This window comes from Microbacterium schleiferi, assembly GCF_020781975.1.
Taxonomy (GTDB): Bacteria; Actinomycetota; Actinomycetes; order Actinomycetales; family Microbacteriaceae; genus Microbacterium.
In genome coordinates this window covers 1-13,871 of record NZ_JAJGNI010000005.1, presented here as the reverse complement: position 1 = coordinate 13,871, position 13,871 = coordinate 1, and the positions used below count along the sequence as shown (strand labels likewise).

The 13,871-nt window shown below is 68.4% G+C and carries 12 protein-coding genes, 1 other RNA gene and 3 pseudogenes; 13 read left to right on the top strand and 3 right to left on the bottom strand.

Translation table 11 applies throughout. From position 1 onward, the window contains the following. Positions 1–94: 94 nt before the first annotated feature. The 9 genes and pseudogenes from LL236_RS06965 (at position 95) to LL236_RS06930 (ending at position 8,539) form a co-directional block, all read left to right on the top strand. Positions 95–451, top strand: coding sequence for an SHOCT domain-containing protein (locus LL236_RS06965; RefSeq protein WP_228178044.1), 357 nt, complete (start codon positions 95–97; stop codon positions 449–451). Further along, a complete protein-coding gene (locus LL236_RS06960; protein ID WP_228178043.1) occupies positions 448–1,908 on the top strand; it encodes a multicopper oxidase family protein in 1,461 nt (486 codons plus the stop codon). Before LL236_RS06965 ends, LL236_RS06960 begins: the two co-directional genes overlap by 4 nt. Before the next feature lie 73 nt (positions 1,909–1,981). Beyond that, positions 1,982–2,449, top strand: a complete 468-nt coding sequence (locus LL236_RS06955) for a DUF6153 family protein (protein ID WP_228178042.1) — start codon at positions 1,982–1,984, stop codon at positions 2,447–2,449. A gap of 79 nt (positions 2,450–2,528) precedes the next feature. Continuing rightward, the gene (locus LL236_RS06950; protein ID WP_228178041.1) at positions 2,529–3,365 is read left to right on the top strand and encodes a F510_1955 family glycosylhydrolase; all 837 of its coding nucleotides are present in this window, start codon (positions 2,529–2,531) and stop codon (positions 3,363–3,365) included. Positions 3,366–3,393: 28 nt separating this feature from the next. Continuing rightward, positions 3,394–4,692: an APC family permease gene (locus tag LL236_RS06945; protein WP_228178040.1), complete on the top strand. Its 1,299-nt coding sequence runs from the start codon at positions 3,394–3,396 to the stop codon at positions 4,690–4,692. Beyond that, a pseudogene (locus LL236_RS15130) lies at positions 4,689–4,814 on the top strand (TlpA family protein disulfide reductase); the annotation flags it as partial. The gene LL236_RS06945 and the pseudogene LL236_RS15130, both read left to right, overlap by 4 nt. Before the next feature lie 9 nt (positions 4,815–4,823). After that, positions 4,824–5,303, top strand: a complete 480-nt coding sequence (locus LL236_RS06940) for a TlpA family protein disulfide reductase (protein ID WP_374198020.1) — start codon at positions 4,824–4,826, stop codon at positions 5,301–5,303. Positions 5,304–5,332: 29 nt separating this feature from the next. Next, positions 5,333–6,157, top strand: coding sequence for a cytochrome c biogenesis CcdA family protein (locus LL236_RS06935; RefSeq protein ID WP_228178228.1), 825 nt, complete (start codon positions 5,333–5,335; stop codon positions 6,155–6,157). Positions 6,158–6,294: 137 nt separating this feature from the next. After that, a pseudogene (locus tag LL236_RS06930) lies at positions 6,295–8,539 on the top strand (heavy metal translocating P-type ATPase). Positions 8,540–8,695: 156 nt separating this feature from the next. On the opposite strand, the gene LL236_RS06925 reads toward LL236_RS06930, so the two are convergent. Further along, entirely contained in the window at positions 8,696–9,052 is a 357-nt protein-coding gene (locus tag LL236_RS06925; protein WP_195691743.1) for a heavy-metal-associated domain-containing protein, read from the bottom strand. 46 nt (positions 9,053–9,098) lie between these two features. Beyond that, a complete protein-coding gene (locus LL236_RS06920; RefSeq protein WP_228178038.1) occupies positions 9,099–9,383 on the bottom strand; it encodes a metal-sensitive transcriptional regulator in 285 nt (94 codons plus the stop codon). A gap of 183 nt (positions 9,384–9,566) precedes the next feature. On the opposite strand from LL236_RS06920, the gene LL236_RS06915 reads away from it, so the two are divergent. The 4 genes and pseudogenes from LL236_RS06915 to LL236_RS06900 all read left to right on the top strand — a co-directional run bounded on the left by LL236_RS06915 (position 9,567) and on the right by LL236_RS06900 (position 13,099). After that, on the top strand, positions 9,567–9,893 hold the full coding sequence (locus LL236_RS06915) for an ArsR/SmtB family transcription factor (RefSeq protein ID WP_194385022.1): 327 nt from the start codon (positions 9,567–9,569) through the stop codon (positions 9,891–9,893). A gap of 53 nt (positions 9,894–9,946) precedes the next feature. Then, positions 9,947–10,216, top strand: coding sequence for a hypothetical protein (locus LL236_RS06910; RefSeq protein WP_194385021.1), 270 nt, complete (start codon positions 9,947–9,949; stop codon positions 10,214–10,216). Between the two features lie 202 nt (positions 10,217–10,418). Then, positions 10,419–11,700, top strand: a pseudogene (locus LL236_RS06905) (MFS transporter). 232 nt (positions 11,701–11,932) lie between these two features. Further along, positions 11,933–13,099: a tyrosine-type recombinase/integrase gene (locus LL236_RS06900; protein WP_194385019.1), complete on the top strand. Its 1,167-nt coding sequence runs from the start codon at positions 11,933–11,935 to the stop codon at positions 13,097–13,099. A 213-nt stretch (positions 13,100–13,312) separates the two neighbouring features. Here the strand turns inward: LL236_RS06900 and ssrA are convergent. Further along, positions 13,313–13,684, bottom strand: a transfer-messenger RNA (tmRNA) gene (gene ssrA / locus LL236_RS06895). Positions 13,685–13,871: the final 187 nt, after the last annotated feature.

Sequence of the window (13,871 nt, the reverse complement as noted above, 5' to 3'; positions counted from 1 at the left end):
AGCCCGTGCGCGGCCGCAGGTCGGGACGTTCGTCCCGACCTGCGCCGTCCGTATCGGACGTAGGGTGGACGTGTCCTCGATACCCACACAGGGTATGCGCGAGGTCATCGCAGGTCTTGGTGACCTGTCCAGAAGGAGTGGTGTTCTGATGATGTGGGATGACGGCGACGGCGGCTACGACATGGGCTTCGGGATGGGCATGGGCTGGGGCTGGGGTTGGCTGTGGGGCATCCTCATCCTGATCGGGATCGGGCTGCTGGTGTTCGTGGCGATCCGGCTGAGCACGCGCACGAACGCGGCCCCGCCCGCCGCCGCACCTCCCGCGGTCGGCACGCCGGCCCCAGGGGCTGAGGTGTCGTCGGCGCGGCGGATCCTCGAGGAGCGGTACGCGCGCGGTGAGATCGACACGGATGAGTTCAACGAACGTATGCGTACTCTCAACGGCGCATGAGCGGGGGGATCACACGCCGGCAGGCTCTGACGATCGGCGCTCTCGGTGTGGGCGCGCTCGGCATCGGCGCGACCGGGTTGGTGTGGACGACGGTCGGATCGCAGACCTCCGGGAGCGGAACGGCGACCGCGACGTCGGGGGCGGCCGGGTGGGTCGAGCCGTCGGTGCTGGAGTCGGTCGACGGTGTGCTCGATGTCACGTTGCAGGCGGCCGAGCGGGAGGTGGAGGTCGGTGGCGCGTCGGTGCGGATGCTGACCTACAACGGCACCGTTCCCGGACCCACGCTTCACCTCCGTCCCGGTGATCTCCTGCGGGTGCGGCTGCAGAACGACCTCACCGACCCGACGAATCTGCACACGCACGGTCTGCTGGTGTCGGCATCCGACAACAGCGACAACCCGTTCCTGCGCATCGGTGCCGGGGAGAGCTTCGACTACGAGATCCAGCTCCCGGACGATCACCCGGCCGGAGTGTTCTGGTACCACCCGCATCATCACGAGCTGGTCGCCGATCAGGTGTTCGCCGGCCTGTACGGTGCGATCATCGTGGACGAGGAGGACTGGTCCCAGGCGCCGCCGCGGGTCGTGGTCGTCTCGGACGTGACGATCACAGATGGTGCGGTCGCGTCGGTGTCGGGAGTCGAGCGGATGCTGGGACGCACCGGCGAGGTGCTGCTGGTCAACGGCCAGCCCTCCCCGACGCTTCCCGCGCCCGCGGAATCGGAGCAGCGACTCCTGATCGTCAACGCGTGCACGAGCCGCTACCTCGACCTGCGACTGGGCGACCTGGACGCCCGGGTGCGCGGGATCGACTCACACCGCCGCACCCCACAGTCCGCGGATCGGCTGGTCCTCGCCCCGGGGAACCGCGCCGATGTCGTGATCACCACTCCCACAGCGGCGACGGACCTGGTGGCTGCCGCCTACGACCGAGGACAGGCGGGGATGGGGATGATGGGCGGCGGTTCCACGACGTCGCCCGAGGCTGTCGTGCTCACCGTGGTCCCGGATGCCGGAGCGACGCCCCCCGTGGTCGCCGACCCGGTCGTGAGTACCCGCCGCGACCTTCGCGAGACTGCGGTCGACGGCACGCGGACGCTCACGATGAGCATGGGCATGGGCGGCGGCGCGGGCATGCGGTTCCTGATCGACGGGCGCGCGTTCGATGCGGGCCGGACCGATCAGAGTGTGACGATCGGGACCGTCGAGGACTGGACGATCGTGAACGTGTCGCCGATGGACCACCCGTTCCACCTGCACGTCTGGCCGATGCAGGTCCTCCGCGCGGGAAGCGCCGACGTTACCGGTGTGGACGTCCGAGACGTCGTCGACGTGCCCGCGGGGACGTCGGTCACGGTGCGGATCGCGTTCGACCGGTTCCCCGGCCAGACCGTCTACCACTGCCACATCCTCGACCACGAAGACCTCGGCATGATGGGTGTCGTCGACGCCGCGTAACCCCGCGCTCGCCCCGCGGGCTCGCCCGCCGGGCGAGCCCGGCTACGATGGCTGGGTGCCGAAGGGGCAGCGGATGAACGAGTGGTCGAACGCAGCGGGTGGCGGCAGCGCCTCCCGCCGGTGGTTCGCCGTGATCGTGGTGTCGCTGCTGATGGCCGGGCTGGTCGGCATGCACGCATTGTGGACCGGGTCCTCGACAGCACACACCGAAACGACGTCGACGCTGATCGCGGCCGACTCGACAGGGGGAGGCCATGACGCCGCTGCCGTGTCGGCATCCGTGGCCGCGTCGGCACCGTTGTCGGCGCCGGCCGATCTCAGCGCCGACTGCGCGGGGTGTGCGACGGTCGGCAGCCATGATGTCGCGGCGATGTGCGTGACCGCGCTGATCCTCATCGTTCTGCTCGCCGTTCGAGCTCTGCCCAGAGAGGTGCGCATCGGCGTCGCTGCGATGGCCCTCAGCCGACTTGTGGGCGCGATGCGCGCGAGTGCGCGCCCCTCCTCGCCGGATCTGACGGCGCTTTCGATCAGTCGCACGTGAGGGGTGCGCCCGACTTGTCGGGCTCGCCTGGTCTTCGCCGTTTCGGCGCCACCCCTTCACCTTGATCGAGAGAACCCTCATGCACTTCCGCGTTCGCGCGGCGGTGGCCATTGCCGCTGTCGCCACCCTCAGCCTCACCGCCTGCACCGCACAGACCACCACCGCGGGCGACGACCACTCGTCCGCCCTGTCCACCCACGTCCACGCGATCATCACCGACCCGGCAACCGGCACCACGATCCTCGGCACCCACGACGGTCTCCTCCCGGTCGATGCCGACGGCGGCATCGGGGACCCGATCGGCGGGTACGAATTCGACGCGATGGGGCTCGCCGTCACCGGCGACGCCTTCGTCGCGTCCGGCCACCCCGGCGCGAACACCCCCGCAGAGTGGGGATCCCCGCACCTCGGCATCATCCGCAGCGACGACGCCGGCCAGACCTGGTCCCCCATCGCGTACACGAGCGAGAAGGACTTCCACGCCCTGACCGCCGGACCCGACGGCACCCTGTACGGGCTCTCGACCGACGAGCCGGCCGTTCTGACCAGCACAGACGGCGGTTCGACCTGGACAGCAGCGGGCGCGAACATTTCCGCGTACGCGCTCACCGTCGACGACACCGGCACCGTCTACGCCACCACCCCCGGCGGGGTTCTGTTCAGCGTGGACGGCGCAGTCACCTTCGCGCCCGTCCCGGATGCGCCGACACTTTATCTACTGTCGGCATCCCCCGACCACTCGACGCTGGTCGGAGTCGACGTCGAAGGCACGATCTGGACGAGCGCGGACGCCGCCGTATCGTGGGTCGAAGCGGGCAGCGCGGACGGCCAGGCGCAGGCGATCGCTCTCACCTCGTCGGGAGAGATCGCCGTGGCCGACGACAGCGGGCTCCGGCTCCTCGGCGGCGACCAGTGATCCGGGGCCTGCGATTCGGGAGGCGCACGTGAGCGAGCAGGACACGAAGATCAGTCTCGTCGGCTCGGTGGCGCTGGGCACCGGGGTGATGATCGGCGCGGGCATCTTCGCGCTGGTCGGGCAGGTCGCCGGACTCGCCGGCGACTGGTTCCCGGTGGCGTTCATCGCCGGCGCCGCCGTAGCCGGTGTCAGCTCGTACGCCTACGCGCGGTACTCGAGCGTGAACCCGTCGGCGGGCGGCATCGCCATGCTGCTGAAAGACGCCTACGGCCCGGGCGTGGTCGCGGGGTCGTTCTCGCTGTTCATGTACGTGTCGATGGTGGTCGCCGAGAGCCTCCTCGCCCGCACCTTCGGCACCTACCTGCTGCGACCCTTCGGGCTCCAGGACTCCGTCGTGCTGGTGCCGCTGCTGGGGGTCATCGCGATCGCGGCCGCGGCGGTGGTCAACCTCGTCAGCAACCAGCTCGTCGAACGCTCCGCGCTGGTCACCGCTGTCCTGAAGATCGTCGGGATCGCAGTACTCGCGGCGGCCGGGCTCATCGGCGCAGCCGCCACCGGCGCGGGGTTCTTCTCGGACGGCTCGGACAGCGGAGACGGCTTGCTCGGGGTGGTGGCTGCCGTCGCGCTGTGTGTCCTCGCATACAAGGGCTTCACGACGATCACCAATCAGGGCGATGACCTGAAGGACGCCAAACGGAACATCGCCCGGTCCATCATGATCTCGATCGCGATCTGCGCGGTGCTGTACCTGCTGATCACCCTGTCGGTCGGGGCAAGCATCGGAGCATCCGGCGCGATCGATGCCCGCGACTACGCCCTCGCCGAAGCAGCCCACCCGCTGTTCGGCGCGTGGGGCGTCGGCATCACCGTGGCCGTCGCGGTGATCGCGACCCTCTCCGGACTGCTCGCCAGCCTGTTCTCCGTGTCGCGCCTGTACGGGATGCTGCAGGACATGAAGCAGGCACCCGCGCTTCCCGCGCGGGTGCCCCACCAGCCCCTGCTGATCACTGCCGGGGCCGCGATCGTCCTCACCGCGGTGTTCGACCTAGGCCGTATCGCAGCGCTGGGCGTGTTCCTCTACCTCACGATGGACATCGCCGTGCAATGGGGAGTGCTCCGTCGCCTGCGCGACAAGATCATTGCGCACCGCTGGCTGCCCATCGCCACCATCGTGCTGGACGTCGCGATCCTCGCCGCGTTCACGATCAGCAAGGTGCAGTCCGACCTGCTCACCGTCGGCGTCGCGGCGGGCCTCGCCGCGGTGATCTTCGCCGCACAGGCATGGGTCGTCACCCGTCGGCACCGAACCGAGACGAGCGGCCGATGACCCGACGCACAACGACGACACTGCGGCGCCTCACCGCGGCCGGCGCGGCGCTCGCCCTCACAGCTTCGTTGGCATCCTGCTCCGACAACCCCCTCTCCGACCAGTACCGGGCGGGCGACAACAAGGGGTTCATCGCCGCCGACGGCTTCCGGGTCGTCGAGATCCCCACAGCAGACCGCGGTCAACCCGTCACGTTCCAGGGAGTGCTCGACACCGGCGACGCCGTCACCAGCGACGAGTACGCCGGCGATGTCCTCGTCGTGAACTTCTGGTACGCCGCATGCGCGCCGTGCCGTGTCGAGGCGCCGGAGCTCGAAGCCGCGCACGAGGCGTTCGCAGACGAAGACGTGTCCTTCCTCGGCGTGAACATCTACGACGGCGCTGCCGCCGCGACCGCGTTCGCGGACACCTACGGAGTCACCTACCCCAGTGCCCTGGCGACCGTCGACGCGTCCGTGAAACTCGCGTTCGCGGAGAGGACTCCGTTGAACGCCGTGCCGACAACGATTGTGCTGGACCGGCAGGGCAGGGTCGCCGCCCGAGTCATCGGCCAGCTCAGCAGCGCCTCGGTCCTCAAGACGATCATCTCCGAGACTCTGGACGAATCGTGAGCCTCGTCGACGCCGTCGCCGGCGGGTCCCTGCTCGTCGCCATCCCGATCGCCGTGCTCGCCGGGCTGGTATCGTTCCTCTCCCCCTGCGTCCTTCCCCTGGTGCCCGGCTACCTCGGCTACATCGGCGCCGCCGCAGCACCCCGCACGACACACACACCCGCGCCTCGAGCACACCTCGACGAGCCGGACAGCACCAGCGACGCGGAGTGCCACGGCCCGACCGCGGCCGCCCCGGTATCCGCCGCTCCGACTCCGACCGCGGCTCTCACGACCGGTCGGCACCGTGTCGTGATCGGCGTGGTGCTGTTCATCGCCGGATTCACCGTCGTGTTCATCAGCGTGGCTATGCTCGGCGGCACCGCCGGAAGGCTCCTCCTGGAATACGCCGACCCGATCACCCGCGTCCTCGGCGCGTTCATCATCATCATGGGCGTGGTCTTCATCGGCGGCCTCCGGTTCGCGCAACGCACCATGCGGCCACGCGTGCGCGGAAGGATCGGATTGGCGGGAGCCCCCCTGCTGGGCATCGCTCTCGGCATAGGTTGGACACCCTGCATCGGCCCCACCCTCGCCGTCATCCTCGGGATGTCCTTCGATCAGGCATCCGCTGCACGCGGCGCGCTCCTCGGCCTCGCATACTCGCTCGGTCTCGGCATCCCGTTCATCCTCCTCACCTTCGGATTCGGCTGGGCGACCCGATCCGTCGGAGTGATGCGCCGCCACATCCGCCTGATCAACATCATCGGCGGAACACTCCTCATCGCGCTCGGCACGCTCATGGTCACGGGCCTGTGGACCGCGCTGATGTCGAACCTGCAAGGCGTGTTCTTGAGCGTCCCCCTCCCCATCTGACGACACAGCAGTCCCCGCACCCGACGTGGATCCCCTCCCGAGGGAATACCCCTAGGGGGTATCGTGGTTGGGGTGAGCAAGTCTTGTGAGGGACGAGTGGGCATCACCCATCCCACTCCACAGCGAGGGAGCACACCATGATCGACCCACACGCGCACCACCACCACGCGCGCACCACCACCGACCACCCAGACCCGGCGGCCAAGCCGACCGACGCGGCCGTCCACGACGAGCACGCCCGACACGGCGGCCATGAGGCGCACGCCGACCACGGTGCGCACGCCGACCACGACGCGCACGCCGACCACGGTGCACATGACAGCCACGGGGAGCATGCCGGTCATGACAGCCACGCCGACCACGGGGAGCATGCGGGCCATGGCGGGCACGCCGGACATGGCGCACATCATGTCGCCCAGTTCCGGCGGCTGTTCTGGATCAACCTGATCCTCGCCGTCCCGGTCGTGGCGTTCTCCGGCATGTTCGGGATGGTCCTGGGCTACTCGGTTCCCTCGTTCCCCGGAGCACAGCTGATCTCTCCCGTGCTGGGCACCGTGATGTACTTCTGGGGCGGCTGGCCGTTCCTCAGCGGCGCGGTCAGCGAACTCCGAGCCCGCAAACCCGCGATGATGCTCCTCATCGGTCTCGCGATCACCGTCGCATTCTTCGCATCCTGGGGCGCCACCCTCGGACTCCTCCACCGTGAGCTCGAGTTCTGGTGGGAGCTCGCGCTGCTGATCGTGATCATGCTGCTCGGCCACTGGATCGAGATGCGGTCCCTCGCGCAGACCACCTCCGCACTGGACTCCCTCGCCGCGCTCCTGCCCGACGAAGCGGAACGCGTCGAAGGCGACCAGGTCGTCACCGTCTCCCCCGCCGACCTCCGACTCGGCGATGTGGTCGTCGTCCGCCCCGGCGGCAGCGTCCCCGCGGACGGCAGGGTCGTGGAGGGCCGCGCCGACATGGACGAATCCATTGGTCACCGGCGAATCCCGCCCCGTCAGCCGGACCGCGGGCGACACGGTGACCGCCGGAACCGTCGCAACAGATTCAGGCTTGCGGGTCGAGGTCACCGCTACGGGCGATGACACCACCCTCGCCGGCATCCAGCGGTTGGTCGCCGACGCGCAGAACTCGACCTCGAGGGCGCAGCGGATCGCCGACCGCGCCGCCGGCTGGCTGTTCTGGTTCGCGCTGGGTGCCGCCGCACTCACCGCGCTCGTCTGGACGCTCGTCGGAGACCCGGACACCGCGGTGATCCGGACGATCACCGTGCTGGTGATCGCGTGCCCCCACGCGCGGGGTCTGGCCATCCCCCTGGTCGTGTCGATCGCCACCGAGCGCGCGGCCCGCGGCGGTGTTCTCGTCAAGGACCGCCTCGCCCTGGAGAGCATGCGGACCATCGACGCGGTCCTGTTCGACAAGACCGGCACCCTCACCAAGGGCGAGCCGACCGTCACCGGCATCTCCACCGCCGATTCCGACTCCGCCGAGACCGTTCTGGCACTCGCGGCCGCCACCGAAGCCGACAGCGAACACCCCCTCGCCAAGGCCATCGTGCGAGCTGCCCGCGAGAAGGATCTGACCATCCCGTCCGCTGCCGGCTTCACCTCGTCCCCCGCGGTCGGGGTGACCGCGACCGTCGAGAACCATGAAGTCCGCGTCGGCGGCCCCGCTCTCCTCGAAGAGCTCGGCCTCAACGAGATCGAGGATGCCGACGCGTGGCGAGCGGAAGGCGCGATCATCCTCCACGTCGTCCGAGACGGTCGGGCCATCGGCGGCCTCAAGCTCGCCGACGAGGTCCGTCCCGAGTCGCGCGATGCCGTCGACGCGCTCCATGCCCTCGGCATCGAGGTCGTGATGATCACCGGCGACGCCGAAGCCGTCGCCCACGCGGTCGGCGAGGACCTCTGCATCGACCGGGTGTTCGCGCGCGTGCGCCCCGAGGACAAGTCCGCCAAGATCGCCGAGCTGCAGGCCGAAGGCAAGCGCGTCGCGATGGTCGGAGACGGCGTCAACGACGCGCCCGCCCTCGCCCGAGCGGACGTCGGCATCGCGATCGGCGCCGGCACCGACGTCGCCATCGCCTCCGCGGGCGTGATCCTCGCCAGCGACGATCCCCGGTCCGTGCTGTCGGTGATCGAGCTGTCCCGAGCGAGCTACCGGAAGATGAAGCAGAACCTGTGGTGGGCGGCCGGCTACAACCTCATCTCCGTGCCCCTCGCCGCCGGCGTCCTCGCTCCCATCGGATTCGTCCTCCCCGTGTCCGTCGGGGCGATCCTGATGTCGCTGTCCACGGTGGTGGTCGCCCTCAACGCGCAGCTGCTGCGGAGCCTCGACCTCACCCCGGCGAACAGCGCCCGCACGATCCTCGGCCGCTGACGCCACCCGGCGAATCACCACGCAGACGGCAACGGCGCTCCCCTCAGGCAAAGATCCCGGGGGGAGCGCCGTTCGTCGAGTCAGCCCGTGGTCGCCATCACTGAACAGCCCGCGGAGTCACCCCGTTGCTGTGGAGACCGCATCACCGACCCGTGCTCATGACGTGGACGCAAGGCTGTACCCGGCCTCCTCGACCGCATGCCGCACCTGCACCGCATCCACCGGCGCCGTGCTGGTCACGGTCACCGTCGATACGCCGCCCGCCTTCAGATCGACGTCGACACCGGAGACACCATCGATCGCGGACACCTCCTCGGTGACGCTGCGCACGCAGTGCGAGCAGGTCATGCCCTCGACCAGGAACTGAGCCGACACCTCGTCGCCCTCGATCGGCTCCGCAACGAGGGCGGCCGCGTCCTTGGTCGCAGTGCTGTGGGAGGTGGGGCTGCAGCACGCGCAGCCGCCACCGTTGGTCGACCGCAGTCCGAGGTCCCGCAATCCCTGTCCGGCCATGATGTGCTCCCTTCGCGAGCGTTGAGTGAATGTGAAATGCGCGCTTCTATGAGCGCACCAGGCGCGCGATGGCCGCGTTCGCCTCACGCAGCTTCTCCTGCGCGACCGGCCCGCCTTCGCCGACGGCTTCCGCGACGCAATGTCCGAGGTGGTCTTCCAGCAGAGTCAGCGCAACCGACTCCAACGCCTTCGTGACCGCGGAGACCTGGGTGAGGACGTCGATACAGTAGGCCTCCTCGTCGACCATTCGCGCGATCCCGCGCACCTGGCCCTCGGCCCGACGCAACCTCATCAGCAGCGCCTGCTTGTCGCCCGAATATCCGTGTGCCATCCCGCACCTCCGTCGCACCATCCAATATACCCGCTAGGGGTATGGGGTATAAAGAGGCGCGACTGGGCGGATCCGAGTCAGTGCCTGTTGTCGACGGAAACAGCCATTGCCGCATCCCACCCACGATGTGGGTATATCTAGATAGGTAGATATACATATGCCCTTGAGGAGCACACTGTGACGATGAAGACGACGCCCGTTCGCGGGAACGAGCCGATGGCGGCGGGCCAGGCGTCCGCCCTGGCCGAGTTCCTGCGCACCCTGGGCGACGCGACCCGGTTGCGGATCCTGACCGCCTTGGACGGCGTGTGCGTGCCGGTCACCGCGATCGTCGAGGCCACCGGGGAACGCCAGCCGACCGTGTCTCACCACCTGCGCATCCTGCGCGACCGCGGTCTCGTGGTCGGGGAGCGGCGCGGCGGCTACGTCTACTACTGCCTCGCGACCGAGGGCATCCGCGACGCTCTTGACGTCCTCCAAGGTCTGGCCGGCGGCGAGCCAGCCGAGTGATCTCGATCTCCCCCACCGCCGACCCCGAACACCAGCCGAAAGGGAACCATCCGATGACCGCCCAGATCTCGCCGACTGCTCTCACCGTCGACGGAGGCGTCGACCTGCTCCTCCCCCGTGAGACACCGCTGGAGGTACTGGACGCGTTCGTGGCCTCGTGCAACGTCGGCGCGTGCGGGTGCGGCGACACCTTCGTCTCGCGCATCACCAATGTGGAACTGCACGACGAACCCGGACGCCGCAGGGTTCGGATCAGCGGCGACATCACCCCCGACGAGGTCCTCAGCGAGCTTGCCACCACCTCGCTGTCGCAACAGTCCTGACGACCCGACTGCGACTCGAGACCACCCCTCAGAAGCAACCCACGAGGCCCCCCTTGTTCGACTACGCCCAGCCTCCCCGCACAACAGGCGCCTCCCCCGCCGCATCCCGCTCCGCAGCTGACTGCTCGCCCATCATGGCGGACTCCGCGCGCCGAGCACCCAGCGGGAAGCCCGCGGGCAGACGAGTGCCGCGACGAATCGCATGACCGCCGCTACGCCGCCGCCGCGCCTCGGATTGCGGGAGAACGCTCCGCAGTTCGCGCTGCTCGTCGCCGTGAACGCACTCGTCGGGGGCATGGTCGGTCAAGAGCAGACCGTCCTGCCGTTGCTCGCGCGCGACGTGTTCGGGATCACCGGATACACCATGGTGCTCAGCTACGTCGCCGTGTTCGGAGTCACCAAGGCGATCTCGAACTGGTTCGCCGGCACCCTCTCGGACAGATTCGGACGCAAACCGGTGCTCCTGGCCGGGTGGCTCGTCGCAGTGCCCGTCCCGCTGATGCTGATCTGGGCACCCGACTGGGGATGGGTCGTCGCCGCGAACGCGCTCCTCGGGGTGAGCCAGGGCCTGACCTGGTCCACGCGACCGTGGTCATGAAGATCGACCTCGTCGGCCCCCGCCAGCGCGGTCTCGCGATGGGACTGAACGAAGCCGCCGGCTACGGCGCCGTCGCCGTCTCATCCCTCCTGGCCGGGTACCTCGCCACCGAATACGGGCTGCGCCCCGCACCGTTCCTGCTCGGCATCGCCTACACCGCCCTCGCGCTCATCATCACCGGCATCTTCGTACGGGAAACCCACGGACACGCCCACGCCGAGGCCGCACAACTCACACCCGCCACCACCCGGCCCAGCCAGGACGCCGGCCTGACGCACCGGCGGACCTGGTTCCTCGCGAGCATCGGCGAACCCGCGCTCGCCTCGGCCAGCCTCGCCGGGCTCGTGAACAACCTGAACTTCGGCCCCTCATGGGGACTGTTCCCCCTGCTGTTCGCGACCCGCGACCTCCCCACCGCGCAGATCGCGATCCTGTTCGCGCTGTACCCGGGCGTGTGGGGCATCGGGCAGCTGTTCACCGGAGCCCTGTCGGACCGCATCGGCCGCAAGCACCTCGTCACCGGCGGCATGGCCCTCCAGGCCATCGCCCTGGTCATCATCGGCGCCGGCAGCAGCCTCACCGTCTGGGCGACCGGGACGATCCTTCTCGGCCTGGGCACCGCGATGTCTACCCCACCCTCCTCGCCGTCGTCGGAGACGTCGCCCACCCCACCTGGCGTGCACGTGCCGTCGGGGTCTACCGCGTCTGGCGGGACCTCGGCTACGCCGTCGGCGCAATCATCGGCGGAATCGTCGCCGACCTCCTCGGCCTGCAGGCCGCGCTGTGGGTCGCCGCAGCGATCTCCGCGGTCGTCGCCGCGATCGTCGCCGGGAGGATGTACGAGACTCTCTCCACACAACACCGCAACGGAGCATCGGCCACCTGAGCCCTCTGCGGTGCTCCCAACGCGCCCTCTCCGACGCCGATCCGAGCGCGCACGACGGAGCCTCAATCGTGCACCATCCTGGCCGTACCCCACCCACCTCTTCCGGGCACTACCCGAGGTCACCGGTCGCCCATCATGCAAATACCGACAGTTGTCCGCAAGACACGCTGGTGCAGCTCGAGCGCACCCGCCAGCGTCCGCGGTCGGCGCTACCCTGACCCCGAGGTCACCCATGGGAAGCATCACGGCGTACGAGATCGCGGCGGGCAAGCGCTACCGCGTGCGCTGGCGCGATGACCAGCAGAAGCAGGTCGAGAAGAAGGGCTTCCGCACCAAGAAGGACGCCGAGCTCTACCTCGCGCACACCGAGGTCTCGCGCTCGAACGGCTCCTATACCGACCCCGGTGAGGCGCGTATCACTGTCGGAGCGCTGGGCGTCGAGTGGCTGCGCAACAAGAAGCACGCACTCAAGGCTTCCTCGTTCAGCTCCTTGAACACGTCGTGGCGGGTGTATGTCCTCCCCCGCTGGGGCGACGTTCGGATCGGAGACATTCGCGCGTCGCACGTGGAGCAATGGATCCGAGAGCTGTCGGAGGGCACCGCGACGACGACGCGGACGAAGAGCGCGAAGGCCGGCGCAAGCCCCCGGTCTGCAAGCGTCGTCTATCGCGCGCTCGGCGTGCTCGCCGGCATCCTTGACACAGCTGTGCGCGACGGACGCATCCCTCGAAACGTCGCTCGCGGCGCTCAGAATCTGCCCCCGAAACAGTCCCAGAAGCCGCGTCGCTACCTGACCCACAGCGAGGTCGTTCGCCTCGCCGAGGCGACCAACAACGACACGCATAGGACGCTGATCCTTCTGCTCTCGTACTGCGGCCTCCGGTGGAGCGAAGCGATCGGCATGCACGTGAGCGACATCATCTTCCCGAGACACCGAATTCAGGTGCAGCGAGCGGCGGTCGAGGTCGAAGGCAAGATCGTGCTCGGCACACCGAAGAACTGGGAGCGCCGGCTGGTGCCATTCCCGGCCTTCCTGGAAGAGCCGCTGGAGCAGCTGTGTCGCGGCAAGCGCGCCGACGATCTGGTCTTCACCGATCTGCAGGGCAAGCATCTGCGCCGCGCGAAGACGCAGCACGGCGTGAACTCGTGGTTCACCACGGCGCTCGACCTCGCCGACATCGAGCGGCTGACTCCGCACGACCTGCGTCACACCGCCGCGAGCCTCGCGATCTCGTCGGGTGCGAACGTCAAGGCCGTGCAGCGGATGCTGGGACACAAGTCGGCGGCGATGACGCTCGACACCTACGCCGACCTCTTCGACGACGACCTCGCCGACGTGGCCGAACGGATGAATCAGGGTGGGCTCAACGCGAACGTCGCGCGGCTCTGGGAGACCTGACGGGGCGTTTCGTCTCGCTGCGCTCGCTCAACGACCGACGGCGCATGAACTGCAACTAGCGGCTTTCGGACACGCTTTTCGACCTATATGCGCCAGAAGCTTGTGGGCGATTTGTGGGCGACTCGGTATCGCGCCGCTCATCCACGGGCGAAGAAAAGCCCCGCGATCCCTACTCTCGTAAGGGATCGCGGGGCTTCAACTCCGTGACAGCGTCAGTGGAGATGGGGGGAATCGAACCCCCGTCCATCGCTGGGTCATCGCGCCTTCTCCGGGCGCATTCTGTGAAAGCGTTCTGCTCGGCTCCGACCTTTGTCACAGACACCTAAGTCGACAAGCCCAGCCTGGGAGAAGTCCCGCGTGACGTCCAGGCGCCGTCACGCAGCAAGATCCCTTAGATGACGCTAGGAACCGTAGCGGGATCGCCTACGGGCTAACGGACTCGGGCTCGCTGCTCAGGCAGCGAGGGCGAAGTCAGACTGCTTCTTATTGGCAGTTATTTGTTTGCAGGGGGCGTTTACGAGATAACCCCGCATCCTCGGCCCGCTTCTCGCGAATTCGCAGACGATGTCGAAACCGATCATCCCCGTGAGTCCTTCTTGCGAAGGGCCGCTGTCACACTGTGGAGTTTCGAAGGTTCAGGATGCAAAGCACCCGAGCGTTACAGGATACAACGGATGCCGCATCCCGCGCATTCCCGCGACTTGACTCATGTAAAAGGTCCGGGAACGGTGGCGTTTGCCTCAGATAGGAATGTCCGCGTAGTTCTCTGGCC

Coding starts and splice junctions, on each gene's coding strand:
- LL236_RS06920 (WP_228178038.1), bottom strand. CDS start 9,383: ATGGCACACGGATATTCGGGCGACAAGCAGGCGCTGCTGATGAGGTTG.
- LL236_RS06915 (WP_194385022.1), top strand. CDS start 9,567: ATGAAGACGACGCCCGTTCGCGGGAACGAGCCGATGGCGGCGGGCCAG.
- LL236_RS06955 (WP_228178042.1), top strand. CDS start 1,982: ATGAACGAGTGGTCGAACGCAGCGGGTGGCGGCAGCGCCTCCCGCCGG.
- LL236_RS06950 (WP_228178041.1), top strand. CDS start 2,529: ATGCACTTCCGCGTTCGCGCGGCGGTGGCCATTGCCGCTGTCGCCACC.
- LL236_RS06965 (WP_228178044.1), top strand. CDS start 95: ATGCGCGAGGTCATCGCAGGTCTTGGTGACCTGTCCAGAAGGAGTGGT.
- LL236_RS06900 (WP_194385019.1), top strand. CDS start 11,933: ATGGGAAGCATCACGGCGTACGAGATCGCGGCGGGCAAGCGCTACCGC.
- LL236_RS06925 (WP_195691743.1), bottom strand. CDS start 9,052: ATGGCCGGACAGGGATTGCGGGACCTCGGACTGCGGTCGACCAACGGT.
- LL236_RS06960 (WP_228178043.1), top strand. CDS start 448: ATGAGCGGGGGGATCACACGCCGGCAGGCTCTGACGATCGGCGCTCTC.
- LL236_RS06910 (WP_194385021.1), top strand. CDS start 9,947: ATGACCGCCCAGATCTCGCCGACTGCTCTCACCGTCGACGGAGGCGTC.